12 protein-coding genes, 1 tRNA gene and 1 pseudogene are annotated in these 15,026 nt (G+C 40.5%); 1 reads left to right on the top strand and 13 read right to left on the bottom strand.

The annotated features are described in order from the left end of the window. Window positions 1-36: 36 nt before the first annotated feature. The 5 genes from napA to trmB form a co-directional block, all read right to left on the bottom strand. Complete coding sequence (gene napA, locus AAX15_RS00815) at window positions 37-2,520, bottom strand: nitrate reductase catalytic subunit NapA (protein WP_046938662.1); 2,484 nt, start codon at window positions 2,518-2,520, stop codon at window positions 37-39. Window positions 2,521-2,676: 156 nt separating this feature from the next. Further along, on the bottom strand, window positions 2,677-2,958 hold the full coding sequence (locus AAX15_RS00810) for a chaperone NapD (protein WP_046938661.1): 282 nt from the start codon (window positions 2,956-2,958) through the stop codon (window positions 2,677-2,679). Continuing rightward, the gene (gene napF, locus AAX15_RS00805) at window positions 2,951-3,481 is read right to left on the bottom strand and encodes a ferredoxin-type protein NapF (RefSeq protein ID WP_005636506.1); all 531 of its coding nucleotides are present in this window, start codon (window positions 3,479-3,481) and stop codon (window positions 2,951-2,953) included. Before napF ends, AAX15_RS00810 begins: the two co-directional genes overlap by 8 nt. A 214-nt stretch (window positions 3,482-3,695) precedes the next feature. Continuing rightward, window positions 3,696-4,040 (bottom strand): YggL family protein, encoded by a 345-nt coding sequence (locus AAX15_RS00800; RefSeq protein ID WP_046938660.1) that lies wholly within the window; start codon window positions 4,038-4,040, stop codon window positions 3,696-3,698. Between the two features lie 117 nt (window positions 4,041-4,157). After that, complete coding sequence (gene trmB / locus AAX15_RS00795) at window positions 4,158-4,898, bottom strand: tRNA (guanosine(46)-N7)-methyltransferase TrmB (RefSeq protein WP_046938659.1); 741 nt, start codon at window positions 4,896-4,898, stop codon at window positions 4,158-4,160. Window positions 4,899-4,982: 84 nt separating this feature from the next. On the opposite strand from trmB, the gene priA reads away from it, so the two are divergent. Next, window positions 4,983-7,175, top strand: coding sequence for a primosomal protein N' (gene priA, locus AAX15_RS00790; RefSeq protein ID WP_046938658.1), 2,193 nt, complete (start codon window positions 4,983-4,985; stop codon window positions 7,173-7,175). 40 nt (window positions 7,176-7,215) lie between these two features. Here the strand turns inward: priA and AAX15_RS00785 are convergent, their stop codons facing one another. From AAX15_RS00785 to AAX15_RS09490, 8 genes and pseudogenes are all read right to left on the bottom strand, one after another. Then, entirely contained in the window at window positions 7,216-8,262 is a 1,047-nt protein-coding gene (locus AAX15_RS00785; RefSeq protein WP_046938657.1) for an AI-2E family transporter, read from the bottom strand. Continuing rightward, window positions 8,262-8,600 (bottom strand): nitrogen regulatory protein P-II, encoded by a 339-nt coding sequence (glnB, locus tag AAX15_RS00780; RefSeq protein WP_005627040.1) that lies wholly within the window; start codon window positions 8,598-8,600, stop codon window positions 8,262-8,264. The genes AAX15_RS00785 and glnB overlap by 1 nt, the downstream gene beginning before the upstream one ends. A 1-nt stretch (window position 8,601) precedes the next feature. Further along, on the bottom strand, window positions 8,602-9,195 hold the full coding sequence (gene mog, locus AAX15_RS00775; RefSeq protein ID WP_046938656.1) for a molybdopterin adenylyltransferase: 594 nt from the start codon (window positions 9,193-9,195) through the stop codon (window positions 8,602-8,604). Between the two features lie 82 nt (window positions 9,196-9,277). Beyond that, window positions 9,278-9,634: a diacylglycerol kinase gene (locus AAX15_RS00770; protein WP_046938655.1), complete on the bottom strand. Its 357-nt coding sequence runs from the start codon at window positions 9,632-9,634 to the stop codon at window positions 9,278-9,280. Window positions 9,635-9,648: 14 nt separating this feature from the next. Next, on the bottom strand, window positions 9,649-11,880 hold the full coding sequence (relA, locus tag AAX15_RS00765; protein WP_046938654.1) for a GTP diphosphokinase: 2,232 nt from the start codon (window positions 11,878-11,880) through the stop codon (window positions 9,649-9,651). A 657-nt stretch (window positions 11,881-12,537) separates the two neighbouring features. Continuing rightward, window positions 12,538-12,614, bottom strand: a tRNA-Ile gene (locus AAX15_RS00760). Between the two features lie 86 nt (window positions 12,615-12,700). Then, on the bottom strand, window positions 12,701-14,767 hold the full coding sequence (gene glyS / locus AAX15_RS00755; protein WP_046938653.1) for a glycine--tRNA ligase subunit beta: 2,067 nt from the start codon (window positions 14,765-14,767) through the stop codon (window positions 12,701-12,703). 37 nt (window positions 14,768-14,804) lie between these two features. Beyond that, window positions 14,805-15,026, bottom strand: a pseudogene (locus AAX15_RS09490) (anti-phage dCTP deaminase); the annotation flags it as partial.

The following is a 15,026-nucleotide window of genomic DNA, read 5'->3' as shown; positions in this document are numbered from 1 at the left end:
GGGGAAAATAAAGTGCGGTTGATTTTTACATTGTTTTTACGCAGCCTTTTCCACTTTTACCGCACATTTTTTGAAGTCGGTTTCTTTTGAAATTGGGTCTGTCGCATCTAGCGTTAAGCTATTTGCAAGCTGACCTGCATCAAAGAAAGTGGTGAACACTAAGCCACGAGGTGGTTTATTACGTCCGCGAGTATCTAAGTAAGAAATCATTTCGCCTCGACGAGATGAAATCTTAATTTTATCGCCATGGCGTAAACCACGAGCTTCAGCATCTAATGGGTGCATCCAAACAAGGTTATTCGGCATAGCACGGTGTAATTCAGGCACACGACGAGTCATAGTACCAGTATGCCAATGCTCGAGAACACGACCGGTAGATAACCACAAGTCATATTCTTTATCTGGAGACTCAGCTGCAGGCTCATAAGGTACCGCAAGAATAATCGCTTTCTTGTCTGGGTAACCATAGAATGCTACACCCTCACCTTCTTTAACGAATGGATCGTAGCCTTCACGGTAACGCCATAAGGTTTCTTTACCTTCTACAACTGGCCAACGTAAACCACGCGCTTTGTGATACATATCAAATGGAGCCAAGTCATGGCCATGACCGCGACCAAATTCAGCATATTCTTCAAATAAACCTTTGTGTACATAGTAACCAAAGTGTTCTGATTCGTCGTTTAATTGGCCTTCAGCAAGTTCGCTTAATGGGAATTTATCTACTTGACCATTTCTGAAGAGCACATCATATAAGGTTTTACCTCTATATTCAGGCATTTGAGCAAGTAATTCTTCTGTCCACATTTCATCAGTCGTGAAGTATTTTGCAAACTCCATTATTTGCCATAAGTCTGATTTTGCTTCACCTGGTGCTTTTACTTGTTGACGCCAGAATTGAGTACGACGTTCTGCATTACCATAAGCCCCCTCTTTTTCTACCCACATTGCAGTTGGGAGAATTAAGTCAGCAGAAAGTGCGGATACAGTTGGATAAGGATCGGATACAACAACGAAGTTGCCTTCTTTACGCCAGCCTGGTAAACGATCTTGATTAATGTTTGGACCAGCTTGCATATTGTTGTTACACATTTGCCATAGCACATTCATTTTGCCATCGTTCATTGCACGGTCTTGTGCAATTGTATCCAAACCAACTTTTTCAGAAACCGTACCTTTTGGTAATTTCCAAATACGTTCCGCTGTTTCACGGTGTTTAGGATTAGTTACCACTAAGTCTGCCGGCAAACGATGAGGGAATGAACCTACTTCACGCGCTGTACCACAAGCAGAAGGTTGACCTGTTAATGAGAATGGTCCACAACCTGGAAGTGAGATTTTCCCAGTTAATAAGTGAATATTATAAATTAGTTGGTTTGCCCATACACCACGAGTGTGTTGGTTGAAGCCCATTGTCCAGAACGATACCACTTTTTTGCTTGGATCAGCATAAAGTTTTGCTAAAGTTTCAAGCTGAGTCTTATCCACACCAGACATTTCAGATACTTTTTCAAGTGTATATTCAGACACAATTTGTTTTAATTCTTCGAAAGAAGAATCATGCATTTTGCCCGCAGTTTTACGGTTAGTATCTTTTTCTAATGGGTTTTCAGGACGTAAACCGTAACCGATATTGGTTTCACCACGTTTGAATTTGGTGTGTTTGTTCACGAAATCCCAGTTAATCGAATTGTTCTGAATGAGATAGTTGATGATGTAGTTCATAATCGCCAAATCAGTTTGTGGTGTAAATACCAAACCGTGATCGGCAAGTTCGAAACTACGATGCTCGTAAGTAGAAAGTACAGTTACACGAACATCAGGATTAGAAATACGGCGATCAGTAATACGCGACCACAAAATTGGGTGCATTTCCGCCATATTTGAGCCCCAAAGAACGAAAGCATCTGCATGTTCAATGTCGTTATAACAACCCATAGGTTCATCCATACCGAAGGTACGCATAAACGCGACTGCCGCCGACGCCATACAGTGACGTGCATTCGGGTCTACGTTGTTAGAACGGAAACCAGCTTTCCAAAGTTTGTTCTTCGCATAGCCTTCCCAAATGGTAGACTGACCAGAACTGAACATACCTACTGCATTTTGACCGTTCTTTTTGAAAGCTTCTTTGAATTTCTCAGCCATTGTTTTGAACGCAAAATCCCAAGAAACAGGCGTAAAATCGCCGTTCTTATCAAATTTTCCGTTTGTCATACGTAAAAGTGGCTGAGTTACACGGTCTTTACCGTACATAATTTTCGGTAAGAAGTAACCTTTAATACAGTTTAAACCACGGTTTACTTCTGCCTCCGGATCGCCTTGAGATGCCACAACACGTCCATCTTTAGTACCCACTAATACTGCACAACCGGTACCACAGAAACGACATACTGCTTTGTCCCATTTAATTTCGGATTCAGCCGCAACCACATTTTTGACTGGGATGGTTAGCCCCGCAGCCGTTGCCGCAGCTACAGCTGCGTTGGCTTTCATAAAGTCTCGACGACTTAAACTCATCGCGTTTCCCCCACGTTAAACACTGATTTATTATTAAATGTAAACTTTTTTATATACCTATTAAGGCAGAGCATTGCGATAAAAGGCAACAACTTTTCTTTTATCTTTTAAGCATTTCCCTTGCTTACAAGAGAATTACGGTATTGTTATAGTAATTTATTTCTTCTGCTCGTCTTGCTCGTGATACACCAATGACACATTAATAACACCATCAATGTCTTTCACGCTTTCCATATTATCTAGCAGAATATGTTGATCATGCGATTGCATCACTACGACCATCTTTCCAAATTTTTCATCAAAAGTTGGAATTTCAGTATGCTCAATCGCTAAAAGTGCGGTTCGAATTGCCGCAAATTTTTCCGGATTACCTTGAACAATTAGCCCAACAACATGCCAATCTTTTGCGCTTCCCGGAGATAAATTTGTATTACTCATTTTGTTTTAGATAACTAATTTTAATCGCATTCACCGGACACCCCTGTAAACAAGCTCCACAGCCGTTACAAACATCCGTATTCACTAAAGGCTGCGCCACTCCCCCCATTTGCAGACGAAAACTAATTGCTCTCATCGGACAACTGTCTTGGCAAGAACGGCACTCAATGCGATGTTGGCTTAAACAAGCCATGCCAATTTCGATTTTATGTAACCAAGGTTTTTCATCGCGAGAATGAAAAATAGGTTGTTTACACACATCTACGCATTTTCCACAAAAAGTACATTCACCATTATCAAAACGAACTTCAGGAAAGCCTCCATCGCCTTTCACCAAAATATTGGTTTCACAGACAGAAAGACAATCGCCACAGCGAGTACATTGCTCCACGAAAATAGAATTTTCGACAGCCCAAGGTGGGCGAATTCCATCAAAGCCTTGTTTTTGCTCATTTTCTGAATGTAAAGACGTTAAGAATTTACCTCGTAAAAACTGTCTGCGGGGTAAGTTTTCAACGGTCATCGAGCGTGCCTTTTGTGAATAAATAAACAAATGCTTTTTTAAGGCGTAGAATTATGCGACGCAACAGTTACAATATAAACCACCCAAAATGGGTAGATCGTTAAATTATTGAGCTTTATTTGTGATAGATCAAAAAATCTAAAGTGCGGTGAATTTCGCGAATATTTTTAATAAAACAGCACAGCGATTTATGCCATGCTATTTTTAAATCAAATTACTCTGCTTTTGCTGGGTATTCCCACCAAATATCAAATAATTCGCTTACTTCAATTTTTTGTAAACCATTGTTTTCTAACCATTTTTTTACAGCTTCACGGTGGCTTTCATCACATTTACCAATTTTTTCTAGGCAAACTAAACCTTCCCAATGTAAATATCCGCTACCTTCATAAGCTAGACCATTTGGTTGAATCACTTCGTTAATAAAGCGATCAACGATTTCATCTACAGTTTCAATCGCAGTACCTTCTGCAAATTGGAAATTTACAAGAAAACCAAGTTCTTGGAATTCAGCAAGGTGAAGTTTTTTGCGTTGACGTTGATTGTAAGATTTAGACATGGTATTTCTCCTATTAAGGTCGTATTCAAATCAGTATTCTATATTAAATTCGTGAATTTGGCATCAGATTTCCCCGACTTTAATCTTCACCCAAAAGTTAAGTTGCTCAAAATAGATTTATTTCTTCACAAAGTATAAATCCCAAACACCATGGCCAAGTCTGTGTCCTCTGGCTTCAAATTTAGTTAAAGGTCTAAAATCTGGTCTTGGAATATAATTGCCATTTTTCGAGGTGTTCACTAAATCGGTGTTTGTACTTAATACTTCTAGCATTTGCTCAGCATAATTTTCCCAGTCTGTTGCCATATGGATAAAACCATTTTCACCTAATTTTTGCACAACTTGTGCCACAAAGTGCGGTTGAACAATACGACGTTTATGATGTTTTGCTTTGTGCCAAGGATCGGGGAAAAATAACTGCAAACCGCCAAGCGCACTATCTGCAATACTGTCTCGTAAAATTTCCGTTGCATCATGACAAATCACGCGTAAATTCGTGACGCCTTTTTCCACTGCATAAGCAATACAAGCGCCAACGCCAGGAGTATGAACTTCAATACCAAGATAATTCTTGTCAGGATTAGCAAAAGCCATATCCACGAGCGATTTTCCCATTCCAAAGCCAATTTCTAATACAACTGGATTATCGTTACCATAAATCTTCGCAAAATCAAAAGGTTCCGTTTGATAATCTAAACCAAGTGTTCCCCAGTTATCATTCATCATGTTTTTCTGAAATTCGCTCAAACGACCTGTGCGGAGAACAAAACTACGGACTTTTCGTTTATAGCGGCCATCTTCGGTAAATTCTGCGGTTTCAACGGTTTTACGTTTTTGATCAGCAAAAGTTTGTGTCATAAAAATCTTGTTCGTGAAAAAAATTGGCGGCGATTATACACGTTTTTCTCGTATAATAGGGCAAATTTTTTCCCAAGGTTGATTATGAAAATTGTCCGAGTGGCACTGGCTGTGCCGCTTCCTCGTTTATTTGATTATCTCATCCCCGATGATGTTTTATTACAAATCGGGATGCGCGTTCTTGTGCCTTTTGGCACGCAAAAACGCGTCGCCATTGTGGCTGATTTCCCGACAAAATCAGATGTACCTGAGGATAAACTCAAAACCATTCTTCAACCATTAGATTTAGCACCGCTCTTCACCCCAATTTATTGGGATTGGCTTCATTGGGCAGCAAATTATTATCAAGCGGGATTAGGCGATGTGTTATTTCAAGCCTTGCCTGTGAAATTACGCAACGGCGAAAGTTCGGTGAAAAATGACCGCACTTTTTGGCGAATTACAGATGAGGGGAAAAATGCCCTTGAACAAGGCCTGTTAAAACGCTCGAAAAAGCAAGTTGAAGCCCTACAATGCTTATCTGAAACTGATCTTGAAAAAGGCAATAATGATTTTTCCTCTGCAATTTGGTCAGCCTTAAAAGCCAAAGGGTTTATTGAGGAAATGACTATCCAAACAAAAGCCCTAAGCTGGCAACAAAGCTTAGGCGATAACCCAATTGTCAATGCTGAAAATCGCTTAACCTTAAATAAGCAGCAAGCCTTAGCCTTCAGCCAACTGATCTTTCATTCTGGTTTCAATGTATGGCTGCTCGATGGGGTGACTGGTTCTGGAAAAACAGAAATTTATCTGCAGTATATTGAAGAAATTTTAAAATTGGGTAAACAAGTATTAGTGCTTGTGCCCGAAATTGGGCTAACACCACAAACAGTGCACCGTTTCAAAGCACGTTTCAACGTAGAAATTGATGTTCTTCATTCTAATTTAACCGATACGCAACGACTTCATGTATGGGATCGCGCCCGCTCTGGACAAAGTGCCATTGTGATTGGCACGAGATCCGCGTTGTTCACGCAATTTTCTAATCTTGGTGCAATTATTTTGGACGAAGAACACGACGCGTCTTACAAACAGCAAGACAGCTGGCGTTACCACGCGCGAGACTTGGCGATTGTGCTGGCTCAAAAACTAAATATTGCGGTATTAATGGGCTCCGCCACGCCAAGTTTAGAAAGTATTAATAATGTACAAAATGGCAAATACCAACATTTAGTTTTATCAAAAAGAGCGGGAAATTCTACCGCACTTCGTCATTTCGTTATTGATTTAAAAAATCAACACATACAAAACGGGCTTTCAAAACCCTTATTAGAACGGATGAAAGCTCACCTCGAAAAAGGCAATCAAGTGTTGCTTTTCTTAAATCGTCGTGGCTTTGCGCCCGTATTGCTTTGCCACGAATGTGGCTGGATCGCACAATGCCCTCATTGTGAAAAACCTTATACCTATCATCAGCATCAAAATGTATTGCGTTGTCATCATTGTGGTGCACAGAAAACTATTCCTCGACAATGTGGTGATTGCGGCTCGACTCATTTAGTCACTACAGGTCTCGGCACGGAACAATTAGAAGAAACCTTGAAAATGCTATTTCCTCATTATTCTGTGGCACGAATCGACCGCGATAGCACTGCGCGTAAAGGAAAATTGGAAGGTTATTTAGAAGATATTCAACAAGGAAAAAGTCAAATTTTGATTGGCACACAAATGCTTGCGAAAGGACATCATTTTCCGAATGTTACTCTCGTTGCCTTAGTGAATGTAGATAGTGCATTATTTTCTCTAGATTTTCGGGCAGAAGAACGTTTAGCTCAACTTTATATTCAAGTTGCTGGACGTGCAGGGCGTGCCGATAAACAAGGCGAAGTCGTGCTACAAACACATTATCCGGATCATCCTTTGCTTACCACGTTATTAGCGAATGGCTACCAAGTTTTTGCAAAAGAAACCTTACAATTACGCCATTCAATGGGATTGCCGCCTTTCACTTTTCAGGCGTTATTCAAAGCACAGGCTCGACATTCTGAGCTTGCAGAAAATTGCTTAAGCCAAATTGCAGATTTTTTTCAATCAAAGCAAATCACGGGATTGCAAATGCTTGGCCCAATGCCTGCACCGTTCAGCAAAAAAGCGGGACAATATCGTTGGCAGTTATTATTGCAGCATCCTTCAAGAATGACGTTACAAAAAGCATTAAGAGAATATCAACAAGCCGAACTTGAAAAAAACAGCCAAGTGCGGTTAATTTTGGATGTTGATCCACAAGACTTATCATAAAAAAATGCGGTGAAAATTCACCGCACTTTCTCTCTAAAATCTATTTGAAATCTTCTACATCACCCAATAGACAGGCATATTTCGCCGTATTGGGACTGGACTCCAAGGCAATTTTTAATGCCATCGTCAGAGGAACAGAAAGTAACATTCCCACTGTTCCAAGCAGCCACCCCCAAAACAATAATGAAAGGAACACCACTAAGGTTGAAAGCCCTAATCGTTGTCCCATCATTTTAGGTTCAATAATGTTACCGACAACCATATTGATCGCAATAACACCAACTGCCACGCCAAAGCCAATTCCAAAACCGTTCAGTAATAAGGCTTGCACAATAATCGGAATAGCCGCGATGATAGAACCAATATTCGGAATATAATTCAGCAAGAAACTCAAGGTTGCCCACAAAATGGCATATTGAACCCCACAGGCTTCCAACAAAATAAAAATGCCAATGCCAGTAAGCAAGCTGGTGATACTTTTAATGCCAAGATAACCAATTACGCCTTGCAAAACTCGGTCAATATGGCGTTCTTCTTTGGCCGCATCATGAGGGGTGGAACTAATCACCATAGCAAATTTATGTTTCATCGTTGGCGCTTCAGCAAGCATAAAAATCACGACTAATACCAAAACAAACACATTACTCACCACACCAGAAAAATTCAGCAATACTCGGCTCACAAAATTCATAATGATGCTTGGGTCAAAATTTTCTTGGATAGTTTCACGTGAAAGCGTAAAAGGCAAATTGAAACGTTGTAATAATCCAGTTAAATCACTCACTCGTTGTGAAAGCAAAACTTTATATTGTGGAATGGATTGAGTAAATTCTCTTGCAGTGCTGTTAATCAGCCCGACTAAGAAGAAAAACACCAAAGAAATCAAGACGAAAAGCAAAGTAATGGCTAACCAATGAGGAATTCGACGTTGCGTCATCGCCTTAATCATCGGTGAGCAAATTATCGCGATAAATAGCGATAGTAAGAATGGCACCACAATTTCTGCCGCCAATTTTACGCCAGCTAAGATAATAATCACCGAAGCAATGCCAAGCAAAGTGCGGTGTAAATTTAAATTATTTTGCACTAAATCGCATCCTCGTTTTCTTCGCCCGTGCGAATCCGGATCGCTCGCTCAACGTTATAAACAAAAATTTTGCCGTCACCGATTTTGCCTGTTTGTGCCGTTTCAATAATAGCTTCAATACATTGATCCACAAGCTCATCAGGAACTACCACTTCCAATTTCACCTTCGGCAGAAAGTCCACCATATATTCCGCACCACGATAAAGTTCTGTATGACCTTTTTGGCGACCAAATCCGCGAACTTCCGTGATTGTCATACCTGAAATACCAATATCTGAAAGACTTTCTCGCACATCGTCTAATTTAAACGGTTTAATCATTGCTTCGATTTTTTTCATGCTATTTCTCCAGATTTTCACGTCTTGCTGATTTAGGACGGAAACTTTCGATGATTTCAGGCTTGGTATCAATATATAAGCCGTTAATCAGTTGCAAACAATAAGGCACCGCACTAAAAATGCCTTTTACAAGCACATTTCCCTCTTTATCTTTCACGCCTTCCAAGGTTTCTTTAATCGCTTTAGGCTGCCCAGGAAGATTTAAAATCAAGCTTTCCTTACGAATCACGCCCACTTGACGCGATAAAATTGCAGTGGGCACAAAATGCAAACTCACTTGACGCATTTGCTCGCCAAAACCCGGCATTTCTCGATCTGCTACCGCAAGGGTGGCATCAGGCGTTACATCGCGTTTTGCCGGCCCAGTTCCACCGGTTGTCAGCACTAAATGGCAACCTTGTTCATCCACCAGTTCTTTTAATGTTTGTTCAATAACTGGCTGTTCATCGGGAATTAATCTTGTTTCCAAATAGAAAGGATCGACAAGGGCTTGTTCTAACCAAGCCTGTAACTCTGGAATACCTTGATCTTGATATACGCCTGCTGATGCGCGGTCAGAAACAGACACCAGACCAATTTTTAAAAGTGCGGTCATATTTTTCCTTATTTTTATAAATAATTTTGACATGATGGTATAAATCAAAAATGCGGTAAAAACTTACCGCACTTTTGAAGGGCTAGAAGAATAAAATTCCGCCCCAAACGATACCAACAATACAAAGGGCAATAAATACCGATGCAGAACCTTGATCTTTCGCACGTCCTGAAAGTTCGTGGCGTTCTGTACCAATGCGATCAACTACAGCTTCCACCGCACTGTTTAAAAGCTCTAATGCCATCACGAGCAAAACAGAAGAAATCATCAAGATAGTTTCAATTTTTGTTTCGCCTAAAAAGAAAGCAAGAGGAATTAAAATGCAGGCTAAAAAGCATTCGTGGCGAAAAGCTGTTTCATTTTTAAACGCACTTTTTAAGCCTTGTAATGAATATTTAGTGGAATTGATTAAATGGGTTAGTCCCGTCGTTTTATACATAAATTTTCCTATTTTTATAAACGTTTCGCTTCGATAACATCATCTAATTTTGCTAATCGAGCCAATATTTTACTTAAACTTTCAACATTATGGAGTTCAATTTCCATATCAATAGTAGCAAGCTGTTTTTTGGTATCAGCACGGCTTGACACCCCTAATACGCTAATTTTTTCATTTGCCAGAACCGTCGTAATATCACGTAATAAGCCATTGCGATCGCCTGCCACAATACGGATATTAATATGGAAACCACTTGCGTAACTTTCGCCCCAAATTGATTCCACTACGCGTTCTGGATGGGCCGCTTGCAAATCTAAGAATTGTTCACAATCCGCTCTGTGAATAGAAATTCCACGCCCCATTGTGATATAACCAACAATCGCATCACCCGGAATGGGCTGGCAGCAACGCGCAATATGATGCATAAGGTTACCCACACCTTCCACAATCACGTAGCCATTTTTTTTCTCAGATTTCTGCTGAGAATTCACCGCACTTTTGTTAGCAACATGGCGTAAAATTTCTTGGTCAGCTTCTTCAGCAGTCACCTTAATCAATTTACTTTGCAAGAAATTGATTAAGTTATTTAAACGAATATCGCCGCTACCAATGCCCGCATAAAGATCGTCCAAATTTTTCAAGTTATAGCGTGGTAACGCATAAGGTTCCACTTGCTTAATACTTAAATTTAAACGCGCTAATTCATTATCGAGTAATTCTTTACCCGCTGGAATATTTTTATCACGATCTTGTTTTTTAAACCACGCCTGGATTTTGGCTCGAGATTTTGCGGTGTGAGTAAATCCTAAATTGGGATTTAGCCAGTCACGGCTCGGATTCGGATTTTTCTGGGTAATAATATCGATTTGATCACCCATTTGTAGCTGATAGGTAAATGGCACAATACGTCCCGCTACTTTTGCCCCGATGCAGCGATGACCAATTTCACTATGAATTGCATAAGCAAAATCTAATGGTGTAGATCCCGTTGGCAAATCCACTACTTCGCCTTTTGGCGTAAACACATAGACGCGATCGTCAAATACTTGGCTACGCAACTCTGCCATCACTTCGCCTGAATCCGTAATATCATCTTGCCAAGCTAACAATTTGCGCAACCACGCAATTTTTTCTTCATAGGCAGACATACTGCCTGTATTGCCTTCTTTATATTTCCAGTGAGCCGCCACACCTAACTCTGCATCATCATGCATTTGTTGGGTTCGAATTTGCACTTCAATTGGCTTGCCGCCTTTACCTAAAACAACAGTATGAATAGATTGATAGCCGTTCGGTTTAGGGTTAGCGACATAATCGTCAAATTCTTTGGGTAAGTGTTTAAATTGAGTATGAACAATCCCAAGTGCGGTATAACAATCTTGCAACTTTTGCACGATAATTCTGACCGCTCTTACATCATATAAACCGCTAAACTCAAGATGCTTTTTCTGCATTTTGCGCCAAATGCTGTAAATATGTTTCGGACGACCATAGACTTCTACTTGCTCGATATTTTCGCGTAAATAACCGCTCAACTCTCTAACGAAATCAGCAATGTAATGTTCACGATCAAGACGACGTTCCTGCAATAATTTAGCAATAGCGCGATATTGTTCAGGATGGAGATAACGGAAGCAGTAATCTTCTAGCTCCCATTTTAATTGACCAATCCCAAGACGATTGGCAAGAGGGGCATAAATATTAGAACATTCTTTGGCAGCAAGGACTTTATCCTCCTCTGCACAACGATGCTCAGCATCACGCAAGAAAGTAATACGTTCGGCAAGTTTAATGATTACGCAGCGGAAATCATCTACCATCGCCAACAACATACGGCGAACATTATCCACTTGTAAGGCATTAGCTGAGTGACTGGCATTGAGTTGGCGGATGTTATCCATTTCCAACACGCCTTTGAGCAATTTAGTGATTTTCGCACCAAACTTTTCTTTTAGACTTTCCCAATCGGTTAATTTATTTGCAACGATAGGCAACAACATTGCAGTAAGCAATGTTTCCGCATCCATATTAAGTTCGTGCAAAATTTCTACCATTTCCACGCCAGACTGGAGCATCAAGGTAGCATTCTTCATTTCATCGGGATGGGTGATCATTAAGTCACGTGCGTAATACCACGCATCGATCAAACTTTTTTCTGTTTGTTCTGCCAGTTTTAAGCCAACGCACCATTGTTCAATCACAAAATCCTGCGGATTTAACAAATGAGAACCACGAACAGCAACCATAACACCCCCTTGTTGGTGAAGTGAAAAACGACATCCTATCGCTCCGTTTTGAGTAGCTATTCTATCAGAATATCCTCGTTATTTTGTATTAAATTGCGGAATTAATAGGAGGATAAAATCTATCCCATTGAAAATCATAGTTTTTATATGTTGGTAATCTAAACAAATGGGTTTGCGGAGATGATAACAATACGATTGATTCTATACGTTGTGCCAATAGCCCGCACCATATACGAGCCTTATCCCTAGCGAAAGCAAGTGGAATTGATGGATAATTTCCAAAAGATTTTTTTATGCGTTTTTTGGTTATTGGGTGAGTGTAAATGAATCGCTATATTTTGGCTCCAGTTGGTTTAACCAATAAATACAGATTATCCCTATCTGAAAATAGTTGCTCTTTGTCGGTTAGTTTAATTCCATGAATATAAGAATGAATGTTTTTGAAAAGTCTCTAGCCATTGTTCAAGCCCTAATAAATAACAATTTACCGTTCTTCTGTTCCCTCGTTTTTGTTCCTTCATAAAGAGGGAACATTTAAGGGAACAATAAAAACGAACAATGACAAACAATAAAAGACGAAAACAACAATAAGGTTGATTATAAAATGCTGTTTTTATGATGTTTTTTGACAGAAAAGACGTTATTTGACAAGTCGAATGGTCCCCCCTACCGGACTTGAACCAGTGACCAAGCGATTATGAGTCGCCTGCTCTAACCGACTGAGCTAAGGGGGGAAAGTGCGGTGATTATAGAGAAATAATCACTTGAAGTCTATAAAATAAGGGATGATTGATGAAAAATCAATCATCCCTTTTTAGCATTATTGAAGGACTGAAATATCAGCTACTTGTAAGAACAAGCCTTGTAACGTGTTTAAAATCGCTAAGCGGTTTTGGCGTAATGCTGGATCTTCAGCATTTACCATTACGTTATCAAAGAAACTGTCTACTGGTGCACGTAAGTTCGCTAATTTATCTAATACTGCGGTGTAATCACCCTGTGCAATAAGCGGTTGTACTTCAGTGCGTAATGCAAGTACCGCTTCAGCAAGGGCTTTTTCTGCTGGTTCTACGCAAGCGGTCAAATTGATCTCACCAATTGCCGCATCCGCTTTGGCTAAGATATTGCTTACACGTTTATTTGCGGCTGCTAACGCTTCCGCTGAATCTAAAGTACGGAAGTGTGAGACCGCACGCACACGCGCATCAAAATCAGCAGGGCGAGTTGGACGACGCGCCAATACCGCTTGAATTACATCCACTGCAATACCTTCATCTTGATACCATGCACGGAAACGACCAAGCATGAAGTCCACCACATCGGCGACCACATTTTGATTAGTAAGTTTATCACCGAAAAGTGTGGCTGATTTTTTCACTAAATCCTCTAAATCCAGTGGCAAGTTTTTCTCTACGATAATACGTAACGCACCTAATGCCGCACGACGTAATGCAAATGGGTCTGCGCTACCTTTTGGTGCTTGACCAATGCCGAAGATACCTGTTAAAGTGTCAAATTTATCCGCTAAAGCGACCGCACTTGCAACGAGTGATTTTGGTAATTCATCACCCGCAAAACGTGGCATATATTGTTCATTTAATGCGACTGCGACTTCTTCGTCCTCACCATCATGACGAGCGTAATGCATACCCATTACACCTTGTGTATCAGTGAATTCGAATACCATGTTGGTCATCAAGTCACATTTTGACAGTAAACCTGCACGTTTTGCTTTCGCTTCGTCTGCACCGATTTGTTTTGCAATTTCGCCTGCAAGTTGTTCGATACGATCAGTTTTGTCTTTTAATGTACCGAGTTGTTGTTGGAACAACACGGTTTCTAAACGTGGTAAACGATCAACCAGTTTTTGTTTTAAGTCGGTTTTGAAGAAGAACTCCGCATCGGTTAAACGTGGGCGAACCACTTTTTCGTTACCTTCGATAATCGCGGTTGGATCTTCTGGATTGATGTTCGATACAAAAATAAAGTGCGGTAATAATTTGCCGTCTTTGTCATAAATCGGGAAATATTTTTGGTCGCCTTTCATGGTGTAAACCAAGGCTTCTGCAGGCACTGCTAAGAAACGCTCTTCAAATTTTGCCGCTAAAACGTTTGGATATTCCACCAACGAAGTTACTTCTTCAAGCAGGCTTTCTTCAATATCAGCCACGCCGCCAAGTGCGGTCGCTTTTGCTTGAGATTTTGCAAGAATTTCGGTTTTACGCTCGTTGAAATCAGCCACTACAGAACCTTTTTCACGCAATAATTGTGGATATTGGTCTGCATGTTGAATTTCAAATTCTTTCTCACCTAAGAAACGGTGACCGCGAATAGTGCGAGCACTTGCCACACCTAAAATTTCGCCTTCGATTAACTCATCGCCTAACAGCATAGTCACAGTGTGAACCGGACGGATAAATTGCACGGTTTTATCGGCCCAACGCATTGGTTTTGGAATTGGCAATTTCGCCAACGCATTTGCAACAATATCGTTCAGCAAGTTTTTGGTCGGCTGACCTTCAATTTTTGCACGGTGAACTAACCATTCGCCTTTATCAGTTGCAATGCGTTCTGCTTGCTCTACAGTAATACCGCAACCACGCGCCCAGCCTTCTGCCGCTTTAGTTGGTTTACCTTCCGCATCAAAGGCTGCAGATACTGCCGGCCCACGTTTTTCGATTTCTTTGCTCGGTTGCTGTGTGGCTAAGTTCAACACCTTCACCGCCAAACGACGCGGCGCCGCAAACCATTCGATTTTGTCGAAGGTTAAGCCCGCTTGGTTTAATTCCGCCTCAACGTTATCCGCAAAAGAGGTTGCTAATGTTTTGAGAGCTTTTGGCGGCAGCTCTTCTGTGCCAATTTCTACTAGGAAGTTTTGGGTTGTCATTGTTTATTTTGTCTCTTAAATAATATATTAGAATTAATTAGGTATTTTGAAAACGCTCCCAAATCATTTGGGCATCATTTTCAAGTTCTATATAAGATTTGTTCAATAGAGGAGTCCTTATATTCTTAGTAATACCTCTTTCAAGAATTGAACCATCTTTATCTTTACGACGAAGCTTAGTTCCTGAACCTAAACTCATAGAAAATAAATCTAAAAAGCGTCTAGGTCCTACCCCAATAAAAGGCTCAAAAATAACCTT

This window comes from Haemophilus haemolyticus, from assembly GCF_001008275.1.
Lineage (GTDB): Bacteria > Pseudomonadota > Gammaproteobacteria > Enterobacterales > Pasteurellaceae > Haemophilus > Haemophilus haemolyticus_P.
This window is presented reverse-complemented; position numbering and strand designations above follow the sequence as displayed.

Excerpts from the sequence above, each read along its gene's own strand:
- napA (WP_046938662.1), bottom strand. The coding sequence starts at position 2,520 with ATGAGTTTAAGTCGTCGAGACTTTATGAAAGCCAACGCAGCTGTAGCT.
- AAX15_RS00810 (WP_046938661.1), bottom strand. The coding sequence starts at position 2,958 with ATGAGTAATACAAATTTATCTCCGGGAAGCGCAAAAGATTGGCATGTT.
- napF (WP_005636506.1), bottom strand. The coding sequence starts at position 3,481 with ATGACCGTTGAAAACTTACCCCGCAGACAGTTTTTACGAGGTAAATTC.
- AAX15_RS00800 (WP_046938660.1), bottom strand. The coding sequence starts at position 4,040 with ATGTCTAAATCTTACAATCAACGTCAACGCAAAAAACTTCACCTTGCT.
- trmB (WP_046938659.1), bottom strand. The coding sequence starts at position 4,898 with ATGACACAAACTTTTGCTGATCAAAAACGTAAAACCGTTGAAACCGCA.
- priA (WP_046938658.1), top strand. The coding sequence starts at position 4,983 with ATGAAAATTGTCCGAGTGGCACTGGCTGTGCCGCTTCCTCGTTTATTT.
- glnB (WP_005627040.1), bottom strand. The coding sequence starts at position 8,600 with ATGAAAAAAATCGAAGCAATGATTAAACCGTTTAAATTAGACGATGTG.
- mog (WP_046938656.1), bottom strand. The coding sequence starts at position 9,195 with ATGACCGCACTTTTAAAAATTGGTCTGGTGTCTGTTTCTGACCGCGCA.
- AAX15_RS00770 (WP_046938655.1), bottom strand. The coding sequence starts at position 9,634 with ATGTATAAAACGACGGGACTAACCCATTTAATCAATTCCACTAAATAT.
- relA (WP_046938654.1), bottom strand. The coding sequence starts at position 11,880 with ATGGTTGCTGTTCGTGGTTCTCATTTGTTAAATCCGCAGGATTTTGTG.
- glyS (WP_046938653.1), bottom strand. The coding sequence starts at position 14,767 with ATGACAACCCAAAACTTCCTAGTAGAAATTGGCACAGAAGAGCTGCCG.